This window comes from Alcaligenes pakistanensis, assembly GCF_014652815.1.
In the GTDB taxonomy this organism is placed as follows: Bacteria; Pseudomonadota; Gammaproteobacteria; order Burkholderiales; family Burkholderiaceae_B; genus Alcaligenes; species Alcaligenes pakistanensis.
The window spans coordinates 31,139-47,698 of sequence record NZ_BMZN01000006.1 but is presented as its reverse complement, the minus strand read 5'-3'; the positions used below and the strand labels follow the sequence as shown (position 1 = coordinate 47,698).

At 52.5% G+C, this 16,560-nt stretch carries 16 protein-coding genes, 1 tRNA gene and 1 pseudogene; 9 read left to right on the top strand and 9 right to left on the bottom strand.

The genetic code is table 11. The annotated features are described in order from the left end of the window. Positions 1-4: 4 nt before the first annotated feature. From IE156_RS17510 to IE156_RS17490, 5 genes are all read left to right on the top strand, one after another. On the top strand, positions 5-1,648 hold the full coding sequence (locus IE156_RS17510) for a dipeptide ABC transporter ATP-binding protein (protein ID WP_189393944.1): 1,644 nt from the start codon (positions 5-7) through the stop codon (positions 1,646-1,648). Positions 1,649-1,767: 119 nt separating this feature from the next. After that, positions 1,768-2,703 carry an N-carbamoyl-D-amino-acid hydrolase gene (locus IE156_RS17505; protein WP_189393943.1) on the top strand — a complete coding sequence of 312 codons (936 nt, stop codon included), beginning with the start codon at positions 1,768-1,770 and terminating at the stop codon, positions 2,701-2,703. Next, entirely contained in the window at positions 2,694-3,875 is a 1,182-nt protein-coding gene (locus IE156_RS17500) for a YgeY family selenium metabolism-linked hydrolase (RefSeq protein ID WP_189393942.1), read from the top strand. The genes IE156_RS17505 and IE156_RS17500 overlap by 10 nt, the downstream gene beginning before the upstream one ends. Positions 3,876-3,896: 21 nt before the next feature. Beyond that, the gene (locus IE156_RS17495; protein WP_189393941.1) at positions 3,897-5,420 is read left to right on the top strand and encodes a M81 family metallopeptidase; all 1,524 of its coding nucleotides are present in this window, start codon (positions 3,897-3,899) and stop codon (positions 5,418-5,420) included. 222 nt (positions 5,421-5,642) lie between these two features. Further along, positions 5,643-5,719, top strand: a tRNA-Pro gene (locus IE156_RS17490). A gap of 71 nt (positions 5,720-5,790) precedes the next feature. On the opposite strand, the gene IE156_RS17485 is transcribed toward IE156_RS17490, so the two are convergent. From IE156_RS17485 to IE156_RS17475, 3 genes are all read right to left on the bottom strand, one after another. After that, positions 5,791-6,939 (bottom strand): tyrosine-type recombinase/integrase, encoded by a 1,149-nt coding sequence (locus IE156_RS17485; RefSeq protein WP_189393940.1) that lies wholly within the window; start codon positions 6,937-6,939, stop codon positions 5,791-5,793. A gap of 337 nt (positions 6,940-7,276) precedes the next feature. After that, a complete protein-coding gene (locus tag IE156_RS17480; RefSeq protein ID WP_189393939.1) occupies positions 7,277-8,185 on the bottom strand; it encodes a hypothetical protein in 909 nt (302 codons plus the stop codon). Positions 8,186-8,336: 151 nt separating this feature from the next. Further along, positions 8,337-8,810, bottom strand: coding sequence for a class I SAM-dependent methyltransferase (locus IE156_RS17475; RefSeq protein WP_189393938.1), 474 nt, complete (start codon positions 8,808-8,810; stop codon positions 8,337-8,339). Between the two features lie 88 nt (positions 8,811-8,898). Between IE156_RS17475 and IE156_RS17470 the strand changes: the two genes are divergently transcribed. After that, positions 8,899-10,320: an HNH endonuclease gene (locus IE156_RS17470; protein WP_189393937.1), complete on the top strand. Its 1,422-nt coding sequence runs from the start codon at positions 8,899-8,901 to the stop codon at positions 10,318-10,320. Between the two features lie 28 nt (positions 10,321-10,348). Here the strand turns inward: IE156_RS17470 and IE156_RS17465 are convergent, their stop codons facing one another. Next, positions 10,349-11,287 (bottom strand): phosphoadenosine phosphosulfate reductase domain-containing protein, encoded by a 939-nt coding sequence (locus IE156_RS17465; protein ID WP_189393936.1) that lies wholly within the window; start codon positions 11,285-11,287, stop codon positions 10,349-10,351. A gap of 164 nt (positions 11,288-11,451) precedes the next feature. Here IE156_RS17465 and IE156_RS17460 point away from each other — a divergent pair, with 164 nt between their 5' ends. Further along, entirely contained in the window at positions 11,452-12,237 is a 786-nt protein-coding gene (locus tag IE156_RS17460; protein ID WP_189393935.1) for a hypothetical protein, read from the top strand. Here IE156_RS17460 and rdgC read toward each other — a convergent pair. Then, entirely contained in the window at positions 12,230-12,376 is a 147-nt protein-coding gene (gene rdgC / locus IE156_RS17455) for a recombination-associated protein RdgC (RefSeq protein WP_189393934.1), read from the bottom strand. The two genes, IE156_RS17460 and rdgC, sit on opposite strands and share 8 nt — an antisense overlap. Before the next feature lie 64 nt (positions 12,377-12,440). On the opposite strand from rdgC, the gene IE156_RS17450 reads away from it, so the two are divergent. Continuing rightward, entirely contained in the window at positions 12,441-13,076 is a 636-nt protein-coding gene (locus tag IE156_RS17450; protein ID WP_189393933.1) for a hypothetical protein, read from the top strand. Between the two features lie 98 nt (positions 13,077-13,174). Beyond that, complete coding sequence (locus IE156_RS17445; protein ID WP_189393932.1) at positions 13,175-13,771, top strand: hypothetical protein; 597 nt, start codon at positions 13,175-13,177, stop codon at positions 13,769-13,771. 23 nt (positions 13,772-13,794) lie between these two features. Here IE156_RS17445 and ssb read toward each other — a convergent pair. From ssb to IE156_RS17425, 4 genes and pseudogenes are all read right to left on the bottom strand, one after another. Continuing rightward, positions 13,795-14,124, bottom strand: a pseudogene (gene ssb, locus IE156_RS17440) (single-stranded DNA-binding protein); the annotation flags it as partial. After that, positions 14,125-14,760, bottom strand: coding sequence for a lambda exonuclease family protein (locus IE156_RS17435; RefSeq protein WP_189393931.1), 636 nt, complete (start codon positions 14,758-14,760; stop codon positions 14,125-14,127). It lies immediately after the preceding pseudogene. Continuing rightward, complete coding sequence (locus IE156_RS17430; protein WP_189393930.1) at positions 14,760-15,524, bottom strand: ERF family protein; 765 nt, start codon at positions 15,522-15,524, stop codon at positions 14,760-14,762. The genes IE156_RS17435 and IE156_RS17430 overlap by 1 nt, the downstream gene beginning before the upstream one ends. Before the next feature lie 7 nt (positions 15,525-15,531). After that, on the bottom strand, positions 15,532-16,560 hold a 1,029-nt coding region (locus IE156_RS17425; protein ID WP_189393929.1), incomplete at its 5' end, for a hypothetical protein.

Below are 16,560 nucleotides of genomic sequence, written 5' to 3'. Positions count from 1 at the left end.
AACAATGAATACCTCTTCTACTACCGCTCAATGCGTCTTGTCGGTGAAAGACCTGTGCATTGAAACCAAGGCCGCTCAGCCGCGCCAGTTGGTGAACAACCTTAGCTTTGATGTTTATGCAGGCGAGACGCTGTGTATTGTGGGTGAGTCCGGCTCGGGTAAGTCCTTGAGCTCCTTTGCCATCATGGGCTTGCTGCCGCCTGATACCTTGCGCGTCAGCCAGGGCAGCATTGAGTTGATGGGTCAGAACCTGCTGACGATGGACAAGGAGCGCTTACTGTCATTGCGGGCCTCGGCCATGTCCATGGTGTTTCAAGAACCGATGACTGCGCTGAATCCGGTGCAGCGGGTGGGTGAGCAGATCGACGAAGTGATCCGCATCCACGAGAAAAACAGTTCCCGGCAGGAGCGCCGTCAGCGTGTAATCAGCATGTTGGAACGAGTCCGCTTGCCTGAGCCGGAAAAGCTCTTCATGGCCTATCCACATGAGCTGTCTGGCGGCCAGCGCCAGCGCATCATGATTGCCATGGCCTTGATCTTGCAGCCTCGTTTGCTGATTGCGGATGAGCCCACCACGGCCTTGGATGTGACCACCCAAAAGCAGATTTTAAGTCTGATCAAAGAACTGCAAAGCGAATGCGGTACCTCCGTGATTTTCGTGACTCATGACTTTGGGGTGGTGGCCGATATTGCGGACCGCATTCTGGTCATGAAGCGCGGCGACAGCGTGGAAATGGGTACCTGCCAGCAGATTTTGTCTAATCCGCAGCAAGCTTACACGCGCTCTTTGATTGCGTCGGTCCCGAATGTGCATCCACCCGCAAAGGCGGAAGTACAAAACGAGATCGTGTTGAGTGCACGCGGCTTGGGCAAGGTTTACGGCTCGGATTGCTGGTTCTCCAAGGGTCGCAAGATGCATGCCTTAAGCGATATCAATCTGGATATTCGCCGGGACGAAGTGCTCGGTGTGGTGGGGGAGTCGGGTTCGGGTAAATCCACCTTGGCGCGCTGCATTATTGGCCTTGTTGAAGCCAGCTCGGGACAGATCACCTTAAACGGTGAGTCTTTGCCCGCCGCTTGCAAAGATCGCAATCTGGCGCAGCGGCGCAAGATGCAGATTGTGTTTCAAGACCCGTATCGATCCTTGAACCCCCGCGTGACCATCGGTCAGTCCTTGACCGAAGGCATGCACAACATAGGCATCGCTCCCAAGATCGCGCTGGAGCGCGTCACCGAGGTGCTTGCCATTGTTGGGCTGGACGCTGATGTGCTGGACCGCTACCCGCACCAGTTCTCGGGTGGGCAACGGCAGCGGCTGTGTCTGGCACGCGCCATTGTGATGGAACCGGATGTCTTGATTGCAGACGAGTCTGTGTCAGCGTTGGATGTGCTGGTCCAGGAACAGGTACTCAAGCTTTTGGTGGATATCAAACGCAAAACCGGCGTGGCGATTTTGTTCATTACGCACGATTTGCGAGTGGCTGCCCAGATTTCTGACCGCATTGTGGTGATGCAAAAAGGCCGGATTGTGGAGGCTGGCGATCCTAGTCGTGTGATCAGCCAGCCTAGTCAAGCCTATACGCGTGAACTGGTGGAGTCCGCACCAGGGGTGCATTGGGATTTTCAGAATTTTTGTGCTTATGCCTGATTAAAGCGGCGGTTGCAGCGGTGCTGTAGATGCACAGCGCAATCCCGGCCCTTGCCTGAGTCAGGGCGTACCGAATCCCTTCTTGGGCGAATCTTAATTGTTGATGGAGTTCAAATTTCATGTCCAGGTTTGTCAATGTAGCAGCGGCTCAATTGGGCCCTATCGCCCGCAATGAAACTAAAAAGCAGGTTGTCGATCGTTTGCTGGCCCATTTGCATCAGGCCAAGAAAATGGATGTTGATGTGGTGGTGTTTCCGGAGCTGGCACTGACCACGTTTTTTCCTCGTTGGTTTAGCGAGGATATTTCGGACTTTGATTGTTTCTATGAAACCCAGATGCCGGGTCCAGACACTCAGCCCTTGTTTGACGCTGCTGCCAAGCTGCAGATTGGTTTCTATCTGGGTTATGCCGAGCTGGTCATCGAGAACGGTGTGAAGCGTCGCTTTAACGTGTCCATTTTGGTGGATAAAACCGGCACGATTGTGGGCAAGTACCGCAAGGTGCATTTGCCAGGTCACGGTCAGGATGAACCGTGGCGCGCCTTCCAGCATCTGGAGAAATACTACTTTGAACCCGGCCAGGAGTTCGGCGTGTGGTCGGCCTTTGGGGGCGTGATGGGCATGGCACTGTGCAACGACCGCCGCTGGTCGGAAACCTACCGTGTCATGGGTTTGAAGGGCGTGGAAATGGTCATGTTGGGCTACAACACCCCCGTCCATAATCCGCCTGCGCCTGAGCACGACGATTTGTCCATGTTCCATAACCATCTGGTGATGCAGGCCGGAGCCTATCAGAACGGTACCTGGGTAGTGGGGGTGGCCAAGGCAGGCAGCGAAGAGGGAATCGAGATGATTGGCGGTAGCGTGATTATTGCGCCGTCCGGCGAGATTGTGGCCTCTTGTTCGACTAAGGGTGACGAGCTGGCCATTGCCCGTTGTGATCTGGATTTATGCAATTCTTATAAGAACACCACCTTCAACTTCGAGCGGCATCGTCGACCAGAAGCATACGGTTTGATCAGCTCGCAACGTGGAGCGGTCGTGCCATGGGCGTGAACGAACATAAGGTTAAGGACTTGGCCTGGGATGCGGTCAGCTTGACGCAAGCCTTTGTGCGCATCCCCAGCTTGTCCGGGCAAGAGCAGGGCATGGCGGATTTCGTGCAGCAAGTCATGCGAGAGCTGGGCTTTGATCAGGTCACGGTGGATGAGAAAGGCTCGGTGCTGGGCTTTGTAGGCCCAACACAGGCGCCGCTGGCATTGCTTTTTGATGCGCATATGGATGTGGTGCCTATTGCCGGAACCTGGACGGTGGAGCCCTTTGGCGCTGAGATTAAAGATGGCCGCATGTATGGGCGCGGCACCAGCGATATGAAGGCCGGCTTGGCCGCGGCTTTATGCGGGGCAGCGGCTGCGGCCCGGTCGGGCACGTTACGGCAACGTATTGCCGTGTCGGCCAGCGTGATGGAGGAAGTGATTGAAGGCTATGCCTTGTCGCACGCTTTAGAGCAATGCACACCTGCGGCAGTGGTGATTTGCGAGCCTTCGCGCCTACGCATCATGGTGGGGCAGAAAGGGCGGCAGGAGATTTTGTTGCGCCTGCAAGGCCGGCCCGCGCATGCTGCCTTGCCGCATCTGGGGGTGAATCCGATTCAGGCAGCGGCTAAAGCGATTTCGGCCTTGCAGACTTTGGACTTGCCGCAGGATGCCCTGGTCGGGCAAGCCTTGCTGGTGCCAACTGACATTATTTCCGATCCGCATCCCTCCATTTCATTGATACCTTCGTCGGTCACCGTGCGTTTTGATCGTCGCACCTTGGTGGGTGAAAGCAGCGAATCTGTGCTCAGTCAGATGGAAAAATGCCTGCAGGCCGCGGGGGTTGAGGGGTTTTCACTGGAAGTGGTGAACAGTCAGGTACAAACCTATACAGGCCAGCAAGCCAGCCCGCAGCGAGACTTGCCTGCATGGCGGCTGGACGAGTCTGCGCCCTTGGCCCAAGCCATGGTGCAGGCTGTCCAGCAAGCCAGGCGGCCGGTGGAAATGGATACCTGGTGGTTTTGTACCAATGGGTCCGAGTCAGCCGGACGGCGAGGTATCCCGACCATCGGCCTGGGGCCGGGTGAGGAGGCCCAGGCCCATACGGCTGATGAGTCGGTAGCCATCGATGATGTGCTGGGTGCTAAGGATATTTACGAACAGCTCTGCCTTCAATTGGCGGGTCAGGCTTAATAGCAAAATCGGAGACAAGTGATGCGTATCGCAGTAGCGGGTTTTCAGCACGAGACCAATACCTTTGGTCCGGCCATGGCCACGATGGCGGACTTCGAGCATGGGGGCGGCTGGCCGGGCATGTGCCGTGCCGAAGCGATTGAGCCTGCCTTGCGAGGGGCTAATATTCCGGCGGCTGGTTTTATGGCTGCTGCTGCCCAGGCCGGGGTTGAGTGTGTCCCGCTATTGTGGGCCGCTGCTAGCCCTTCCGCGCCAGTAGAAGCCATAACTTACGAGGCGATTGTGGCGGAAATTCTGCATCGCCTTGAACAGGTTTTGCCGGTGGATGCGGTGTACCTGGACTTGCATGGCGCAATGGTGGCCGAGCATAGAGACGATGGGGAAGGGCATTTGCTGGTTCTGGTGCGTGAAATGGTGGGGCCGGACGTGCCCGTGGTTGCCAGTCTGGATCTACATGCCAATGTCAGCGACACCATGCTGAGGCAGGCAGATATGTTGGTGGCTTATAAAACCTACCCTCACGTGGATATGGGCCAGACCGGAGAGCGTACTTTTCATGCTTTGATGCGATGTCTGCACAATGAGGAGCTCCCCCAATTGGCCTGGCACCGATTGCCTTTCCTTATTCCGGCGATCTGGCAAAGCACCGAGATGGAGCCGGCTGCCAGCCTATATCGCAGCTTGTCAGCGTTGGAAGTGATAGACGGTGACGGCAGCGTGTCCTTTGCAATGGGTTTTCCTGCTGCTGATGTGCCAGAGTGTGGGGCCGTCATATGGGCCTACGCCCAAACTCAGGAGCAGGCTGATAGCCGCTTGGCGGATTTTCTGGATGAGGTCTTGAGTAAGGCTGAAGGTTTTCAAGGCAAGCTCTATGAACCTGACGAAGCAGTGCAATGGGCCTTGAATCATCCCGGTACCGGGCCGGTGATTATTGCCGATGCCCACGATAACCCCGGCGGGGGCGCCAGCTCTGACACCTGTGGACTCTTGCGCGCTTTGCTTAAAGCCAAGGTGTCAGAGGCGGCTTTAGGTTTGATCGTAGACCCTGAAAGCGCGGCTTTAGTGCATCAAGCAGGTGTGGGGAAAACCATTGAACTATCTTTGGGCGGTAAATCAGGTGTCCCCGGTGATATGCCTTTACATGCCCGCTTCTACATCGAGTCCCTGTCTGACGGGCAGTTCCCCGCCACTGGCCCGTACTACGCGGGCTGTGCCATGAATCTGGGCCCCAGCGCCTGTATACAGATTGAGGGGGTACGTATCGTACTGGCCTCGTATAAATCGCAAATGGCCGATCAAAGCATGTTCCGTTTTGTCGGCATAGAGCCGGAGCAGATGAAAGTGCTGGTACTGAAAAGCGCCGTACATTTCAGAGCGGACTTTGGGAGCATTAGCGACCGGATCATCGTGGGGGCCGCACCGGGTGGCATTTCTATGCGTACGACGGATTTGCCGTGGCAGCGTTTACCTGCTGAACGACTGCTTTATCCAGGTGGCCCTAGCTTGTCGCAATGGCGAGTCATGCAGTCTGAAGTAGGGGCATGATCACGAGAGCTTTGCTTTTTTTTTCCAAATAGGTATACTTCCGCCTTCACGGTTTTGATGTCGATTAGCTTGGTAAATACAGGCTTTGAAAATCAAGCCGCCTGTTCGGGCAAGTGTGGATTTTGATCGATACTAAGATTGGCTATTAAAAATCTTAAATCGAAAGAAAAAACCTAAAAATGCTTGCAGGAAAGGAAGAACAGGGTTATAGTTTAATTCTTTCGGGGCGTAGCGCAGCCTGGTAGCGCACTTGCATGGGGTGCAAGGGGTCGAAGGTTCAAATCCTTCCGTTCCGACCAAATATATCAAGGACTTACAGCAAAATTGCTGTAAGTCCTTTTTGTATTGTGCGTGACATTTGCGTGACTTCTCACGCGGACCTCCTTTTCAGTAGAGTTAAGACAGGTGTCTGCGAGTTGCTCTCTGTCACCCTATTTGCGTACTCAATCAGCTTTCCTAGCTCTGCTGCTGAGTAGTGCGATGTCACGCTGCCATTCGTATGCCCGAGTAGTGCTTTGCGATCCTCCTCTGGAACATCTGCGGCACGCAGGCGGCGCCCAAATGTGTGCTTCAAGTCGTGTACACGAAATTTAGCGAAGTCGGGATGCGCTGGCGTCCGATACTGGTCAAGCCATTTTTCTGCTGCTCGTTTCCGAGCCTTCCTCCAGGCGCTGTCATTCATTCTGTGCAACGCATCTCCCTTGTAAGGGAACACCCATTCTGGATGAATGCCGCGCTGGCCGTTAATAACTGACAGGGCCACGCGATTCAGAACCACAAGCCTTTCTTCGCCATTCTTAACACCGGAGTTCACGAACCGACCTCCGAAGTCTGCCGGCAATAGAAAGACGCTTGTTTTTAAAGCCGGTACGGCAATCTCCCATTCCCACCGAAGCTTACATACCTCTTGCTCGCGGCATCCAGTATTGACCTTATATAGAGCCATCTTTTGCAGATGGGGAGGCAGCTCTTTAAATAGCAGGGCCTGCTCAGACCAATCCAAAGGGTAGGGCTTACGGCCATTCTTCTCGCAAAGCATGTCAATCATAGGCGTGGAGTCGAGCCAGGGCTTTTTGTTCTCATCGCGCCATTTGCGTGCACATAAATTCAAAATTCGCACAACACGCTGAAGAGCAATGTTAATGGTGCGATTCGATCGCCCCTCATCCAAGCGCGAGTCCACATAGCTTTCCAGGGCCTCATTGTCGATTTCAGATATAGGCAGGTCGCCAATAAATGGATCTAGCTGCTTGAGGTAGATCGCGCTATGCCAAATTGAGCGCTGGTGTGAATACTCCTCTAAAAAACGGGTTGCGGCCTCCCTCCAGATCCTGTCACGGCGTATGCCGTAAACAGTGGATAGCCGTATCTGCTCAAGCTTGTGTATCAGATATTGCTCGGCTTCTTCGCGGCTGCTAGTTTCAGTGCTCTCGCAAATTCTTCCGTACCCTTTGACCTTCTTGTCGATATGCCAGACTCCTTTGCGTAGCTGGAGTCCGGTGATTGTTTTGCGTGCCATAGATCGGCGTTTCCTTTTCCATGAGCTCGCCCAACACTACCGCCTGCATCGTTGCGCGTGGCTGCTTTACTGTCAATGCCAAACTTGTCCATGTACTCACTGGCCCATTGGTCCAGGTCGTGACGGTCGAATGCCTTACCTTGCTTGCCGATAGGAACCTCACGAAGGTGTGGCCGCACGTCTCTATTGAACGTGTTCCTGCACATGCCAAGATAGGCGGGCGCTACGCTAACCCGTATAAATCGCGGCTGTATCTCTTGAATCGTTGCCTTCATAGCGACTCTCCATCAAAAACCCGGCTCTAGGCCGGGCTGGTGTTCTTTAGGTGTGGTGGCGGTCACTGGTCTAGCTCCTTACGGGCTGCGTCGATGGCGGCGTCATACTGCTTCCGGTCAATCGTGATGCGTGTGACTGGCACACTGTTTCCGCTTCGGAACATGGCGTGAACCATTTCAGCCAGGGCCGCATCCACCTTGTCGGCGTCCTGCTTGGCGCTATCCAGTGTCTTGCTGGCCGTGGCCGCGTCAGCCAACAGATCACCGGTATCCAGTCCGGGCATGATCTTGTCCACCAGCTCCGCCAGTGCTCGTTCCGGCGCGTCATCAGCACCGCTTACAGGTTGCTGCGCATGGATGGCCCGAACTATTGCCCGAATGTCTGACGAGTTGGCTTGCCCGTCTGGATGCAACCAGGGGGCAGCTATGCGGTCAATGTCGGCGTCGGTTAATGATTGCTGCGCCTGGGCGGCATGCTGAGCTTCAATTTCCATACGCAGCGCTTCAATCTCTGCATCCCTTGCTGGGATACCTGCCATCACATCATCGAGCGTTTGCTGTGTGACGTCTGGCTGGGCGGCAACGGGGGCGGAATAAAGAAGCCCTTCCTTCATGCCACTCTTTCCGCAGGGGGTGAACCGGGCGATCACGCTATTGAAACGCGGTGTGAATATTGCGAGCTCACCGTTGCGGTCCGTTCCTATACGAAGTACCGGCTCCGCGCCCACAGGGGAGCTTGGGTGCAGACGCTCCCAGATTCGTGCCGCCTCCAAAAAGGCGAGCTTGGCGGCCCTGGTGCATTCTTTATGAGCACCACATCCTGTTGGCCCGGCTATGTTCATGCCGATTAATTCGGCCTCGTGGTAGGTCGGGCCACCGCTGTCCATCCAGCTCGCGATCTCACGTAGTGCCGCAGGAATGGAGAACGCCTCTGCGATGACGGGTGCGTTGTTTTGTGTGTCTGTGCTCATCGGTTCTTCTCCCTTAGCTGGGGGTAATTCGGGTTGGGGGCGGCTTTTGAAGTCACCGGGATGAATGCGCGTGTGCCGTAGACCTGTGCTGCTCGGTCGAGGTTGAACGCTTCTTGCGGGGTAGACCGCGTCTGGTTGTGTGGGTGGTTGCTCATGACTGCCCTTTCATGAAGGTGATCCAGTGGGTATCGGCACGTTTCCCGCTGGGATGGCCGAACAGGGGCTTGTGTGGAGTCAACTCAAGGATCTGACGAGTGGGGATCTGGATCTCGTTCCATTTAAAAATCAGCACACCCTCTGGCTTAAGGACGCGGAAGCATTCCGCAAAGCCACGACGCAGATCGTCCTGCCAGTCATCACTGAGGATTCCGTACTTGGCACGTAGCCACGATTCCCGGCCAGCGTGACGCAGGTGAGGGGGATCGAAGCAGACAAGACGAAAGCTCTCGTCGGAGAAGGGCATGGCCCGAAAGTCCATATTCAGGTCGGGCGTGATGTTGAAGGCCCGCCCGTCGCAAAGCGTGTGCTTCTCGCTGCGGATGTCCCCGAATAGGGCACGTTGGTCATCGCGGTTAAACCACATCATGCGGCCACCACAGCAGGGGTCTAGAACAAGCTGTGTCATGTAAATAGCTCCTATATATGGACGCAAAAAAAACTCACTAAGCGTTACACTTGGTGAGCTAAGTTCAATTATTAAAAGGGGTTTGGGCGTGACTGAATTTAATGCTTGGGTTTTTCAGGGAAACCCTAATTTTTATGACTTAGAGAAGTACATACAGTCTTCGAGACAGATTTACTGGAATACTCCCAATCGCAATAGAACAAAGATAGCTATTGGAGATCCTGTCATTATTTGGCGTTCAACAATTGATCGAGGGGCTATCGCGGTTGGTTATGTGAATGAGCTTCCTACAAAAGCTGCTGAGGTTTTACATCCTGAAGCTCTAGGTAGTGAGTTTTGGGTGGGCCAGGAGGATGTTAAGGAAGAAGAGTGGAAAACAGGGATTCAATTAGTAGATATTCGTGTGGGATCTGCCCAGGGTATGGTTACCCAGGAGCACTTTAAGCAGCATCCTTTGTTGCAGAGATCACAAATCATAAAGAATCCTAGGGGAACTGTATTTCAGATGTCTCAGACTGAGTTTCAGGCTTTTGAAGAGCTCTGGAAAAGCTCGTCAATGCTAAGTGCGTCGAGTTTAGTGGGCGAGTCGTGTGCCAAATATAAAAACTCTATCCGAAAGCGTTCCTTTTGGTGGGTCAGCCATGGATCATCGTTCAGTCGCGAATTAGACGGCGGGTACATTTGGTGCCCGGTGGTGCGTGATGAAGATGTGCAGAGACCTACTTGGATAAACGTAAGTAAGGTCCGCAAGGGGGATCTCGTGGTGTCTTACGCCAAGGGGTTGGTCCGAGCTGTTGGAGTGGCGATTACTGATTGTTTTGAAGCGCCTGTACCCGAAGGACATGGGTCTTGGAATGGCACGGGATGGCAGGTAGATGTTGATTGGGTATTTTTAGATGATCAATTAAGACCCATGGAACACATGTCGCAACTTGGTGATCTACTTCCTGCACGAAATTCACCTTTACGACCGTCTGGCGAAGCTAATCAATTTTATCTATGTGAGGTGTCTGACCAATTTTTCGACGTGCTCATCGGACTGGTCGGTCAGTTGGACGTTAGGTTTGAATCAAAATTAGATGATGTCGAAATTGACGCGTCGTCATCATCAGAGACTGAGGCCAAATATTTGCGGAAGGCACGTATAGGACAAGGAAAGTTTCGTGAAGGCGTCATGTCTGTTAGGCATTTTTGCTTCGTGACTGGCACCGAGGATTCGCGCTTGCTCACTGCCAGTCATATAAAGCCGTGGCGTGATTCAACCAATTACGAGCGTCTAGATAAACACAATGGGTTCATGTTGGCCCCACATGTCGATAAATTGTTTGATAAAGGTCTGATTTCTTTTTCTGATGATGGAAATATTCTTGTCTCCAGCAAGGAGATTAAGGACGTTCTTATGTCTTGGGGCATTAGCCCAGATCATAGATGTCCTCCCTTTCATAACGAAAACTTACCGTACTTGGCTCAACACAGGGCGCTGTTTGGCTTTGCAGATCTTGATTCTTGATCTTTGAGGTTTTTGGAATGTTGGTGTTTCATTCGCATAATCCATAGATAGACGAGCAGCTGGAGGCATCTGCAAAGATTCGTGTGAGGTCGAACTGGCGACCGCCTCGGCTGGTCATCGACCACTCCACCATTCTGTCGATACCGTAGTTTTCGTGAGTGATGATGTCGCCTTCTTTGTAGGTCGGGTCGTCTACGGCACTGAAGAAAGTGCTGCAACCGCGCTTGCTGGCAAGACTTACCAGGCGCTCCCACTCACGCACTCGATCCACCTCTTCTGGCCAGCGCTGGGCAATCTGGCGCAGCTCATCTTTATTGCAGTTGACGCAGGGCATGCAGCCCACTCGGCCAGCGCCCTGCAAATACAGCGGATTGGGCTTGATGCCCATTAAGTGGTGGGCGTCAAATACATCAGCCACTTTCCAGCGCAGGATCGGCCGGTAATTGAATAACCCGCCGCCTACCTCGTCGCACTTCGGCAAGTACCGGCGCGCCAGGCTCTCGTCGGCGCGCACCCCTTGCCACGACAAGACCATCCCGCCTTCATCCATCAGTGGCAGCATTACCTGCTCAATTAACGGGTTTACTTTCAGTTCTGTTGTGCAGAACCGAGTCTTGGTGCTTGGGAAGCGGCCCTTCCACAGGCAGAGATCCAGAAATGGGATGCCTGTGGGATGCAGCACTGCCAGGGCCTGTTCAACAATCGAATCCGGGACACCCTTCTCACGCCACTTCGTATCCACATAAAGGCGCTTTCTGGCGATCTGCTCAGAGAAGTCCGCCTTCACCCAGCGGATCGGCACACCAGTGGCCTGCGCCAAGTAGTTCACATAGTCATAGGTCTGCTGATGTTCATGCCCAGTGTCAGCAAAGACGGCCTGTAGGTTCGGTACTTCCTGAACGATGGCCAGCAGAAGTAGGGCGGTGCTGTCCTTCCCGCCTGATACTGAGACGACGTTGTGGGTCATGGGTTGATCCTAGAAAAGAAAAACCCCAGTTGAGTAAATCAAGCGGGGTTATGGGGTGTAGCTGGAGTCATGATGCTTTATAGGGGAGGCATCCTATGTTTTAGACACAGAGGTTCGGCTATGATCCTTGCGGATATAGGCGAAAGAAATTGTTTGGAGGTCACGTGAGTAAAAAGGTCGCTTGGTTAAAGAGCACTGCTTTAAAGTTCAAAATTGAAATACAGTGCTTTTTTTTCGCAGCTCTAGCAAGTACGGTTGTAGTTAGCCTGTGGATGAGTGGAAGAGTCTATGGTGCTACATGGTGGGAGATGTTTACTGCTATAGGCACCGTTGGGGCTGCGGCTGGTGCTGCTTATTCAGCGTGGTTTTTTAGAATGGATTTAATAAAGAAAACTATTGTTTCTGATTTTAATTCTAGGAAATCTATTTTTGGAACTCTGGAGAAATTTTTACATGCAATTGAAGAATCTATTAAGTTAATGGGAGAGTCAGAGATTCTGGTGTTACGTGGATTTAAAGAGTACGAAAGTGATGCCCGATCAGATTTAGAAAGTTATCATTATTGTTTGAATTTGAATTTAGAAGGATTAAGCCGAGATTATCAGAAAATATTTCGTTCTGATGTTTTTATAAATTTTGACCACCATGTGTTTTTTGATCTGAAAAGCTCCAATAAAATTTTCTTCTATAATTTAAAGTCTGATATGGATTCTGTTGATGGTTTGTTTGATTTTTCGGGGATTAGTTTCAAAACACTTGATGCCTATGATTCTTTGGTGTTGTATGAGAGTGAAATTAAAAAAATTCTGTCTCACTATGAAAAATTGATTTTGGTTATTGTCGGTTTATATCCTGAGAAAAGTTTCGATTTTAAAAAGGTGTTAAATTTAGTTAATTCTTTTGAGAGTAAAATTGAGTCTAGCAGGCTCGCCGATAGTGTGGTTACGTGAGCGGCAGCCAGTCCATACTGAGAGGCTCTTGGTTTGAGCTTGGCGTAAATCGATGTTTATTTAGCTTTTCTAGTAGTACTTTGGCTGAAACCCCAAAACGGGTGTCCAGGCGTAAGATACGCAGGTTTTTAAACCACATGGGTGTATTCCTTTCAGGATGGGCTATGCTCACGCCGTATATACAGGCATGAGGCGAGAGGGCTATGGGGATTAAGTGGAAAGAGGACTACAGCGCCGAAACTCAGAGGCTGTTTGGTCTTATTGTTGGATTTGGTGCTGGAGCGCTGATAACGGCGGTATTGCTCGGTTTCTTGTGTGACTGGGGTATTGTAAAAGGTGCAAGATGGTGGGAAGTGATGACTGCTATTGGTACCGTCGGGGCTGTAATCGTTGCTTTGTTTTTCGGCCTGAGATCAGAGTTTCAAAATAGCATGCTTAGAAAATATCGCCTTGACTCTACGTGTGCCAGGATTAGTAACAGAGTATCAGTGCACTTAATAAACTTAGATTGGGTGATTAAGGCTCTACATACCTGTGGTGATGTAGATGAGGTCGGGGTTGCCGGTCTAACTAGGCTGTGGTTGATTGAAAACATAACTGATGAGGATGTTTTAGAGCTGGCAAATACATACGAAAACGCGTATTTATTAATTCAAATTAGAGAAAAACTTCTTGCTTTGCTGAGATTGTCGGCCATACCTAGAGAGCATGATATTGAGCAATCTGGCTATGATTTTCAAAAGATTTTCTCCCTAATTAAAAATGGTGAAACGGTGAAGGAATTAGAGGAAATGTATAAAAATCTTATTGATATCAGAAATCGAACTGCGGGTCTTTAGAATTTTTTTTCATAGCACTAAATCTACGCCGGTCATAGAGGGTGAGTGATATTTCTTATCGACCAGCGCTCAGGTAGCCATCATATAAGGAGAAGTGTTTGAGAGGTCTTAATTGGATTTCAAGCAAGCTGGGCTTTTTTGGTTGTTTTATTGTGGGCGGGATAGTGGGGGCATTGATTTGTTCGATTGCTCCGCATTTCATTTGGACTTTCATTACCCACCCTGTCACAGCGTCTTGGGCGCAGGCTTTTGGTACTATCGCTGCTGTTTTTTCTGGTTTTTGGCTCAACGCTCATCAGAAAAAGTCAGCTGCTTGTCATAAGGTAAATCTAATAGCCAGTGCTCTCGATGAAGCTAATAGACAACTTCGATCTTACACGATCTGCACTTCTAAAAAATCAGGAAGTGGAGGTGGTATATTTGAGAGCGATGGTGCATTTGACCCTGAGCGCCTAAGTTTCGCAGTTCAATATCTCTCAAGCATTGGCTTCTCAAATTTTCCTTTTAATATTGCTTGCAGTTTAAATGAAGCACTAAATATAATTTCCAAAAAAATCGCTAGATATAATGAAGAAGTTACTAAAATAGGAGAAAGTGACTGGTCAATTATGGCTTTGGGAGGCCCGGATAGTCCTGAAGCGAAGGCTATTAAGCAGGCAATTAAAGCAATTGAGCGTCAAAAGAAAGGGCTGTAATATCACTCCGTATAATAATGTGCACCGCCCATCATTTGCATTTGCTCGGCAACCACTTCAGTTGTGAAACGCTCCTGACCATCCTGGCCTGTCCATTTACGGGTGCGCAGGCGACCTTCTACGTAGACGGGACGGCCTTTACGCAGGTATTCGCCCGCGATTTCAGCCAGACGGTTGTAGAACACCACACGGTGCCATTCCGTTTCCTCGCGCTTTTCGCCGGAGGTACGGTCTTTCCACTGCGAAGTCGTGGCAATGGAAATATTGCAGATGGCCGAGCCTTCTGCTGAGTATCGAACCTCCGGATCACGGCCAAGATTGCCCACCAGAATGACTTTGTTGACTGAGGCCATTTACGCAGCCTCCAGCAGGGCGTCCCGCAGTTCGTGCTGATACTTGGTGACCGTCCGCTCAAACTCCATCAGATCGGATTCCAGCGATTCAATCTGGTTGTCGTAGCGCTCGATGCGGATGATCTTCATGCGGCCTAGGTCATGAACCCACAAGATCAGATCCACCCATTTACGTCCAAGCAGCCACATTGCGCCATTGCATTGGTCTACGTAGGCGGCAATGTCACCGTTCACAAAGGCGGTGAACAGGGTGTCGCTGCTGACCATCGTCTTGATTTCAATGATCCCGTCATCGCCTACCAAACCGTCCACGCTAACCCCAAATAGGCGGTCCGGCGTTGTGATGAAACCGGCCTCGTCAACGATATGGCCGGTCTTGCGCTCATAGACAGCACGGGCGTAGGGCTCTTGCTCTGTGCCCAGGCGCATAGCGCCGTTCACAAAGACCTGCATAGGCTCGCCGCCTTCGCGCTCTCGGGCTACGTCCATGGCGTAGTCCAGGCACTTCTTAGAAGGGGCCCCGCTTTTCAGGCGGTCGCGGCAGTCTTTGAATCGGCTGCCGGTGATGACGCCCTTGCGGGCCTGGAGCCATTCTGGAGTGCCTTGTTCGGCAGTGTGAATGATTAAGCCTTCCATTATTGAGCCTCCGTGAGCATCTTCTTCTTGTCCGATACAGCCTTTTTGAAGGCGTTGTAATCAGTAAGGTTGTTGGTTGCGTAAATGACGTTGCCGCCTTCCTGCCAGATGGTTTCCAGCTGGTCCAGCGTTTCTGCTTTGGCTACCTCGCAGATCCACTCGTCGCGTAGGTCTGCGCTAATTTTCGAGTTCGCGCTGCCTTGCCCATCATCGTCGTCACCTTTTTCAGAAACGCCGGTGATGGCTTTGAGGGTGTGGCGCTGCAGGTACGTGACGGTGGATGCGATGGCCTGGATATTGTTCTTGCTTCCGCTTTGGTCGGCATTGGCTTCAAGGGACACAGAATCGGTATGACCCTGACGGTGTTTGAGAATGCAGGTCACGCGGATTAGGTCTTTTTCTTGATGGGTTTTCCAGCTCCAGGCGAAACCATGCTTTGAAAGGGCAGGGCCTACCGCTTCGACCACATCGGAAAGCTCTGCGTGCTTATAGTGTGTGCGCCCGTTCTTCCCGGTGAAGTCGACGGCTTTGCGCTTGATTATTTCAACAGCCTCGGACTTGAATGCGGCCAAGGCATCGTTGAAGGCCTTTTCGGCCTCGCGTTCTTCCCAGCGTTGCTGCAGGTTCATCATCTGCTCCACTTGGTCGAGCGTGGCACCTTGTTTCATGGCTGCCATCATCATGCCCATGGGGGAGTTGGCAGGCACTTGATCTGCTGGCGCGGCCAACTCCCGCTGTGGTGCTTCAATAATTTCTGTGCTCATGGTGTCCTCAATATTGGATTCGGATAGCTGGGATCAGGCCCTTGGCGATTAGAATGACGGCCTGCTTGGCGCACTCGTCGGGTAAGCCGTTCTCAATGAATGCAGCCAGGGCGGCGTTGTTAATGCTGGCTTTATGCGCTTTGTCCTCTTCGCGGCGGCGCTGCTCGGCCTCTTCGGCTGCCTTTTCGTCGGCTTGGCGTTTGATTTCGGCCTGACGGGCAGCCTCAGCGGCTTGCTTGGCCCGCTCGACCGATGCAAGACGTTCAGCTTCGGCCTGTTCTTCGGCGCGGCGCTGGCGTTCGGCGGCGTCCTTGGCGTCCTGTTCGGCCTTGACCTGGGCGGCTTTCGCGTCCGCCTCACGCTTGGCGGCTGCATCGCGCTCAGCTTGGGCTTTGGCTTCCGCATCGGCGCGGGCCTTTTCGGCAGCTTGCCGGGCAATCTCCGCCTCGCGGTCTTTCTGCTCCTGCTCGGCCTGCTTGCGGCGTAGGTCGGCCAGTTCTGCCTGCTCGGCTTCGTGCTTCTGGCGTTCCGCCAGGGCTGTGTTCAGAATTTCCAGCGCCTTGGCTTTGACTCGGTGAGCCTCGGCCTCAAACTCTTCCCAGGACTCGCCCACAACCAGAGACTCAACCACTGTGATGCGCTGGCGCAGGGCTTCAACATCAAGCCCACCTACTTCCCGAGCCTGGTCAGCCATGCCGTCCAGGTCGGCACGATGCAGCGCTACCCGGTTGGCCTCTGCTTCTTCCCAGTCCGTCAGGGGCTTGCGAACTTCGTCGCGCAAAGCGTCCATCTTTGTGTTCCAGTCCCGGCGCTGGGCGTCGATTTTCTTCGGCACTTCTTTGTACTCAGCAGATAGCGCTGCACCCATCTTTTCTACAGCCGTTTTCGTGCGCGTTACCTTGTAAGCGTCGGCGGCGCAGGCTTCGCGGTCTTTGCGTTTGCTCATGTCGTACACGGTGCCGCATACCTTCTCGCGTACCTGCTTGACGTAGCTGTCCAAGCCTCCGGGCGTGGTAAATGTTGCTAATGCCGTCTT

Excerpts from the sequence above, each read along its gene's own strand:
- IE156_RS17510 (WP_189393944.1), top strand. The coding sequence starts at position 5 with ATGAATACCTCTTCTACTACCGCTCAATGCGTCTTGTCGGTGAAAGAC.
- IE156_RS17505 (WP_189393943.1), top strand. The coding sequence starts at position 1,768 with ATGTCCAGGTTTGTCAATGTAGCAGCGGCTCAATTGGGCCCTATCGCC.
- IE156_RS17500 (WP_189393942.1), top strand. The coding sequence starts at position 2,694 with ATGGGCGTGAACGAACATAAGGTTAAGGACTTGGCCTGGGATGCGGTC.
- IE156_RS17495 (WP_189393941.1), top strand. The coding sequence starts at position 3,897 with ATGCGTATCGCAGTAGCGGGTTTTCAGCACGAGACCAATACCTTTGGT.
- IE156_RS17485 (WP_189393940.1), bottom strand. The coding sequence starts at position 6,939 with ATGGCACGCAAAACAATCACCGGACTCCAGCTACGCAAAGGAGTCTGG.
- IE156_RS17480 (WP_189393939.1), bottom strand. The coding sequence starts at position 8,185 with ATGAGCACAGACACACAAAACAACGCACCCGTCATCGCAGAGGCGTTC.
- IE156_RS17475 (WP_189393938.1), bottom strand. The coding sequence starts at position 8,810 with ATGACACAGCTTGTTCTAGACCCCTGCTGTGGTGGCCGCATGATGTGG.
- IE156_RS17465 (WP_189393936.1), bottom strand. The coding sequence starts at position 11,287 with ATGACCCACAACGTCGTCTCAGTATCAGGCGGGAAGGACAGCACCGCC.
- rdgC (WP_189393934.1), bottom strand. The coding sequence starts at position 12,376 with ATGTGGTTTAAAAACCTGCGTATCTTACGCCTGGACACCCGTTTTGGG.
- IE156_RS17450 (WP_189393933.1), top strand. The coding sequence starts at position 12,441 with ATGGGGATTAAGTGGAAAGAGGACTACAGCGCCGAAACTCAGAGGCTG.
- IE156_RS17435 (WP_189393931.1), bottom strand. The coding sequence starts at position 14,760 with ATGGAAGGCTTAATCATTCACACTGCCGAACAAGGCACTCCAGAATGG.
- IE156_RS17430 (WP_189393930.1), bottom strand. The coding sequence starts at position 15,524 with ATGAGCACAGAAATTATTGAAGCACCACAGCGGGAGTTGGCCGCGCCA.